Origin of the sequence: Pseudomonas sp. (assembly GCF_026224925.1) — a bacterium.
Lineage (GTDB): Bacteria > Pseudomonadota > Gammaproteobacteria > Pseudomonadales > Pseudomonadaceae > Aquipseudomonas.
Genome location: NZ_JAMFRV010000541.1, coordinates 1 through 7,150, shown reverse-complemented (window position 1 = coordinate 7,150; position 7,150 = coordinate 1). Strand labels below are relative to the sequence as shown.

General features: G+C 52.5%; 2 protein-coding genes and 1 pseudogene. 1 reads left to right on the top strand and 2 read right to left on the bottom strand.

Translation table 11 applies throughout. The annotated features are described in order from the left end of the window. Positions 1 to 359, top strand: a 359-nt coding sequence (locus M0974_RS22805) for a hypothetical protein (protein WP_297842149.1), incomplete at its 5' end; no start/stop codon positions are given. Between the two features lie 1,312 nt (positions 360 to 1,671). On the opposite strand, the pseudogene M0974_RS22800 reads toward M0974_RS22805, so the two are convergent. Both M0974_RS22800 and M0974_RS22795 read right to left on the bottom strand, forming a co-directional pair. Further along, positions 1,672 to 2,751 (bottom strand): annotated as a pseudogene (locus M0974_RS22800) (choline/carnitine O-acyltransferase); the annotation flags it as partial. Positions 2,752 to 2,810: 59 nt separating this feature from the next. Next, positions 2,811 to 7,040 (bottom strand): choline/carnitine O-acyltransferase, encoded by a 4,230-nt coding sequence (locus M0974_RS22795; RefSeq protein WP_297842147.1) that lies wholly within the window; start codon positions 7,038 to 7,040, stop codon positions 2,811 to 2,813. Between the last annotated feature and the right edge of the window lie 110 nt (positions 7,041 to 7,150).

Here is a 7,150-nt window from a genome sequence, read left to right as displayed (position 1 = left end):
ATCTCGCGATACTTCGAGACTACCTTCAGCTAAGCCAGTGGCCATCCGAAGACTGCTTAACATCATGTCTCAGAGAACTTACGCACTCTGATGTCATTAGCATATTCTCCGTCTTCGGAACAGGAGTTTGGCTGAAGATACTTCATATTATGGGTACTAAATCCGATCTGAGTCTTCAAGCAGTACTTACGAAAGTATTTGATGATCTGCTTGTGCAGTCTGAACGTCGGGAGACAATGCGGAAAGAAGCCAAGAAAATTAGCTTGATTTATGAGGATAAGGATGGGATTTCGCCGAACAGTCTGGCTGGTGTGGCATTTGTAGCGTTGAGACACAACTTGTCACACGTGGACAACTAAACTCCCAATACAGCCGCGCATTTAACTCTATGCCGGTACCAATAGCTACCACCTTGCCTATCGTAGATACGGCAGAATCTGGAGTGGAGTCTAGGTAAGTAACGGGGTCAAATGTGATGCGGATCTATAGAGTCTGGCAACTCCGGATTTGATAGCTCTTGGCCACGCTAGTCCCAACTCGGGCTAGTGTTGTTTACTTTCGGTTCCAGGTCAGAATATCAGCCCATGGTAGGTATTGTGTCCCTTATCTGTCTATACTATGCATTTGAATTCTAATCGTATGCAATTATTGTGTAGTCAGGTTTTCCCATGTTTGAATTGCTTCTCTCAGTAAAGTTCTTGACCCCGGTTCAAATTCGCTGCAAAAGCTGCAAAATTTGCTCTTGCATAGTAGAATTCAAATAAACACACCCATGAACTCTTTCTTTCTGTATTGTGTTAGCTCACAGTATGAGATTACACAGTTGTATACTCCTATATATCAGTGAATAAATGATTTGTTAAACCCCAAATTTGGTTGACTGGATTGGCGAACCCATAGATTTTCAATTCGCCAAACCCTCCTAAATTTTCACCAGTAACATTTCATCTAGCGAGAGTGTATTCAAAAAATTCGAACCTACAATAGTAAAATATTTGAGTGATTTACTATACAATAGCAGGTGTTCTGGTAATCGCCAACCAGTCTACGTCTACAACATAAGAAATTCGAGTCAACGCCATCATCACATACGCTACACAGCAGTCACGAATTCGAATAACGCATACGACCTATACAAGAGTGCCTGAAAAATGTCTTCAATTCCAGCGATCCGAGGTTTTGACCGGTATGACGAGCACCGCAAGTATACATACGACGCAGATGAAATTGTGCAATGGCTAGGCGCCAATGCCAAGACCTTCTGCAATATCGATCCAGCACTATGCAAGATCTAGGATGCGAAGCTGAAAGATCTACAATGATGAGTGCATGAGCAAAGGCTGCAAGATCTGCAATGTGATGACTGCAGGTTGTGCTGAGACGATGAGAGGATTTGCAATGGATTTCTTTGTCATCCAAACCTTTACTTTCGCCAATGTTCAGCAGAGCAGGGGTGAGCAGTATGAAAAATTTGGGTAGAGGGTCCCACAAAAACACTTTCAAATATTTGTTCAATCACAGAATCTTGGCATTTTCTTACATAACCACCACTTACATCACGTGAAACTCCTATTAAATCGGCTTTGCGGGACACGTTCCCGCTTACTACTACATAACAGATTATATGTGCAAGCCGCCCTGTCTAATAGGTAGGTATCACCAGACCTATGCTCAGTCCTGTTCGAAAATCGACAATACAATCTCAGAGGCTCGCCGCAATGCTTTGACAACAGCAATCAGATAATCAGGGGATGCTGAGACACCAAAGCGGATACCGCTCTGGATAATGTCGCAGTGGAGATACACAGCTTTGTGTCCAGACACGAGAAACCCGCCCGAATCCCAATCTGAGCCGTACAGACGCTCTTCTTCAATGTCATCGCTATCCGGCATGAACCCGATCTTGAGGGTTTGTTCCAGCCCTCCACGCCGTGTGGTCTGCCAGGTGTGCGACTTGAAGATCTCGGGTATCTCCTCGCCCGGCTGCAAGAGCATGCGCAACGCGTACATATGATTAACAAATCCATGGCCGGAAGCGGCGGTGGCGATCGCACGCGTGTAGGAGATCGCCGCTGCATCAAACACGGCGCGTGAGGCGGTCCCGGCTGCTGCTGCCTCGATGAAGGCGCGAACCGGTGGTGACACGGTCTGTACCCACTCGAAGCGACCGCGCCTAAATTGGGCCTGCGATGCGACCTCCCATGTTGGGCGTATACTGCCGTCAATGAGGTGCGCGGCCAGAAGTGCGACGAGATGAGTCGTGGCGTTGGGGGCGGCGCGGTGGCTGCGGAGTGTAGGGAGGCTGAGATTCTTGGCGATAACAAACTGGAAGTCAACGACATCGTAGGCCGTATTAAAAATCTCTTGAATGCGTTGGACTCCTTGTACGACGGTATCAGTGTAATTCCATGCGATTTTTTTCACGGGATAGGTAGATAGGCTTTGGGGTTGGTCGTCGAGTTCCCAGCTGTTATAGGTATAGAGCGCCTTTGTAATGTGGCGATGCATAGCACGCCCGTCGAGCCCGTCAATCATTGTATGATCATAGATACCTGCTGACACGCCATTGGCTGTTACGGCAAGCTGAAGGGACTTGTCCATCCAACGGTTGGCTAAGGTGTGGTTAGAACCATTGAGGAGAAACTGCGTATGGCGTTCTCCGGGGGTACTAGGCGACTCATCGTCAAGGCACACAACGAACGCGGCCGATTCAATGGCGGCCAGGGCAGCAGCGTTGACAGGATCCAGCTTAAGCTCATCACGAAGCTACACGGGTGAAGAAATAAAAGTCAGTATGGTGGGAAATAGATTCAGTGGGATAAGAGGAGGGTGCGTACCACAGCCCATGAATCGCGATAATCGCCTGTAAGCGTACAGACGAGGGCGCACGCTTGTTGTGAAGTCTGCATAATATCAGTGTAGGCGGATTGCACTGCTGCTAGCTGTAAGCTGGTATCGAAACCGGGAAGGTCTAGGAGGAAAACGTGACCCCGGCGAAGAACTACAACGTTCTGGTTCGGGGCATGGCGCTCCATGTGGTCGATGCCCACGCCAGGACGACGGTTTGCGTAGAAAAGCCAGTCTCTTGCCGTACTCGAGGCATGCACGCCATTTAACATGTGTGGAGCGAGCTCGCCAGTGGCAATGAGACGGGCATACTCCATGGCAGCGACTGTCAAGATGGCGGCGCGCATCACCTGTGAATGTTTCGGTGCGTTAAGTGAGTGAAGAAAGTAAAATGATAGGTCATGCAATGGCTCGCGCTTTTCGAGGTTGATTAGGCGATCAAAAGCGTCACAGATGGCATCCGGCCCAGCCTCCTCAACTCGCTGCTGCAGTACCGGGCCAAGTCCCTCCTTGAATGCTGCCACCGCAGTAGCCGTGACACGTTGCGCATCGGGGCTGTCGAAGGCGAGGCGAGAGTCTTCGAAGAGCTGGAGTGTGTCATCGAGCAATGGTATTGGAAGGGGCGGGCATACATATTCAGCTGTACTCACCAGAGTCGAATCTATTGTGGCTGTGGCCTCGTCTGTGCCGGTTGTACCATCTTGATTAGACGGCTGAGCAGCCGCAATCACAAGTTTCGAGCGACTGGTAACTTTCTGGGCAAGTGCATTGATAGTCTGATCCACGAGAATTTCGGATGATTGAAGAGGCGCATCAAATTCGGCCATGATCCAGTTACGCAACTCAATGGCAACCAGTGAGTCCAGTCCCAGATCCAGCAGGGAACCATGGCCGCTCTCGATGCTGGCGGGGTCGGCCGAGATCAACAACGCCAACCGGCCGACGATAGAGCTTGCAATGAATTCCGAGATTGGCCCATTGCTAACCAGGACCTGAGCAAACGACTGATGGGTACCCGTGGTGTCGGAAGTCTCAGCCGACGCAGACAACGCAGAGTCGAAGACATGGCTGAACATGGCTGAACGCACCGTGCCATTGCGGGCAGTTGCAGCAGCCAGACTGGTGGCATCGAAGCCGATAGCAGCCTGGTGAACATGCCGGGCGTCTGGATTGATGTTGACAGCCCCGAGCAGGTAATCGAAGCAGCGTAACAACTCCACGGGACCGACAGGCTTCAGACCAGCTCGGCGCAAGCTGCGCGACCACGCCTCCAGACTCGCCTCGTGCGAGCTGGTGTCCTGGACCAAACCAATATTGAGGGACATAAAGTGGCAGGGTGCGGTCGTGCGAGCCTGCGCAAGGGCATCTTGCACGGCATTTCCTGCATTGTAATTGGCCTGGCCACTAGTGCCCACGACGGTGACGGCGGAGGACATCAGCAGGAAGAAGGCAAGGTGTGGCGATGAAAACGCACGCTCGAGAGCCAGCGTGCCCTGGACTTTGACCCGCGTCGGGATGAGGAAGTCCTCGTAAGTCATGGTGTCGAGGGTGCGGTCATGCATGAGAAAAGCGGATTGTACAACACCTCGTACCGGAGGGACACCAGCACGGTCAAGCATGGCGACTGCGTCTTTCAGACTGGCATCAGAGGTGATGTCGCACGAAACACAATGCAGATGACATCCAGATGCTACAGCGTCGAGCTGCGTCTGCAGCTTTTTGATGTCCTCCGGGTCCGTATCACGCCGTGACAACGTTACAAAATGTCTAGCTCCACGATGTGCGAGTAAGAGTATGATGCGCCATCCAAGGTCGCCAAGGCCGCCTGCAACGATGTAGGAGGCATTCTCGTGTTCTTGTTCTCCCCACGCTCCACCGGACGCCTCTGGCACCACGGCATGCACCACCGAATCCGGTTCTGCCCGGAGAATTATGCGGGAGGTAACGCGCGTGCGGACCAACCGGAGCGCTTCGGCAGCGTAAGCGACGTCGCGCACACGGAGATCGACTCCGTTAGTAGGGAGGTGATGGAGCGTCGCTATAGCCTGCGCTACCAGCCGGGCCGTCCTTTCTGGATTGGCCTGGTGAAGTCCCGTCGGGGTGTAATGATAGATGGTGGTATTCAATGGCAGCGCTGCAGTAAGGCCCCCCGAGGAGTCTCTGCCTATGACAACCAGGCATCTGGACGCCTTGAGAAGGGACAGTGCCTCAGCAGGAACAGAGTCGCCATCACCGTTGCTGATTTGCAGGATAGCATCGACTTGCCCGCTTCGAAACACATCACATGCGCCGCGCCGGGAGAGAGAAGGCCGTGTTATCAGAACATTTTGCGCGCCGATACCGAGCTGGTCTGTCAGTAAACGGGCCTCGCGCGCATCCCGAGCCGTCGCGATAATACGAGCGTTAACACCCCGCGCCGCCGCAATAGCGGCCCGCCCCAGATCGCTGAAGGCACCGTGGATTAAAACAGTGCCGGATGGTGGCAGGCGAGCCAGCTTATAGAGCGCATAGCAAGCTGCCAGAGTGCTCGTGATAAATACGGCTCCGGTCGTCGACGACACCGAGGCGGGCGGTCGGCCGGCGTGGCTCTCGGGGATACGCAAACGACTCGCGCCCATAAGCGGGCTGATTGCGACAACACGGTCGCCCACTGCCACGCTCGTCACCGTCGCGCCAACCCGCGTAACGGTACCGGAATATCCGAAACCTGGGGCCGCGTCTTTTGAATATGGATCTGTGATAGATACGATAGAAACGTGCGTTTCGACTTCGATTTCATCTTTGTGCAACGGGGAAGCAAAGGCATTTCCATCCTCAATAAACACCACAGTGCTATTGCCATGGGTATTGGTTGTTGGAGAGAGAACGAGCGGCGGCCGCGAACTGTCTATAAAACGACGCGGTTCAATATGAAACTGGCCAGTATCGCTGGAACAAATGGCGCGGTTCAACTGTTCGCTGCGGTGGAGGCGCGGCACATGGACGACACCGTTTACGTGTACTTGGTACTCACGCTCATGATGAAAGGTGTCGGCGACCAGGCGGGTCACACAACCGGTGAGTATGTTGAGTAATCGTGCAAGGTTTTCTTGCTTTTCGTTTTGCGTGTTCTGTTCGAGTCCGGCGAGTAGAGCAGAAGCCACATGGACCACGGAGAGGCGCAGTTGGTCATTCTCGGCATGGGCAGTTCGGGCAACACCCGTGATTTGGTGCATCGGCAAAGGGTCGTTGGGAGCGATCCAGAGAATCCTAGCCGGTTCCTGCTTCAACAATGCAGTTACGGCGGCGAAGTGGTTCGCATCCGAGAGGATCGGCTGTTCTGGATGATCGTCCACCACGATATAGAGGCTATCGTCGCCAGCATTCGTGTTGGCGGCTGTAGAGTCTATATTAAACTTGTCTAATACGACATCGGAAGCACCACTAGCATATAGCTTTGCCTGTAGCGACGCTATCCAAGATGGTGATCGCTGCTGTAATGAATTGCTAAGAATTCGTATCTGACTCGGAACTTGCTTTGTCTTACTATTAGCGAGAGAAGCGGGTCGTGGCCGTGCTACTACAATACAACGCTTTCCTTGAGCCCTATCCTGAAAGGTTAGCTGCACATCGAGAGTAGTGCTAACTTTCTCTAGCGCATTATCAAAGCTGTCGTTATCGTTGTCGAGATTGTTGCCGTCGAGTATTAGGACTAGCATGCCGCTTGGCTTTAGCAAATGGGTGGCATGGTTGAGGGACCCAACCGTGGTGGCTAGAACGACATCATAAGAATGCTCATCGAACCCCTGGTCGACAAGCTCCGTTTCGGGGTCCAGATTGCGGTAGTGAACGTGCGGATGCCCGATCAGTGCCTTGCGGACTGGGTCTGACAAACTGGGCGCGGCGTCTACCAGGTCGAAGGCAGCTAAAGAGCCATTGTGAGTCTCGACAGCGCCGAGGAAGGCCAATGCAACATCTGCGCGGTCGCCAGCTTGGAGCTGGATCACAGATAACCTCGCGGTTTTAAAACAGATATTACTTATAAGCTCACTGAAAGATGCAACGTCGTCGTCGCGGAGAAAGTCCATATCTGGTCGCAACGTGAGGCTGTAGCATATTTGAGAAGTGTCGCCCTGCGACTGATGCGTACCCAAACTGCGCATCTCCATTCCCGCGATTAACAACACCGGTGTTACGCTCCTGTCATCAGCCATGACAGAGAGGCCGGTATATGCAGTACGGAAATGACTGGATGTAATAGTCGTGCGAACTGACAGTTCGTGGCCTGGCTTGTGTGGTATCCCCATCGACACTATCAACTCGT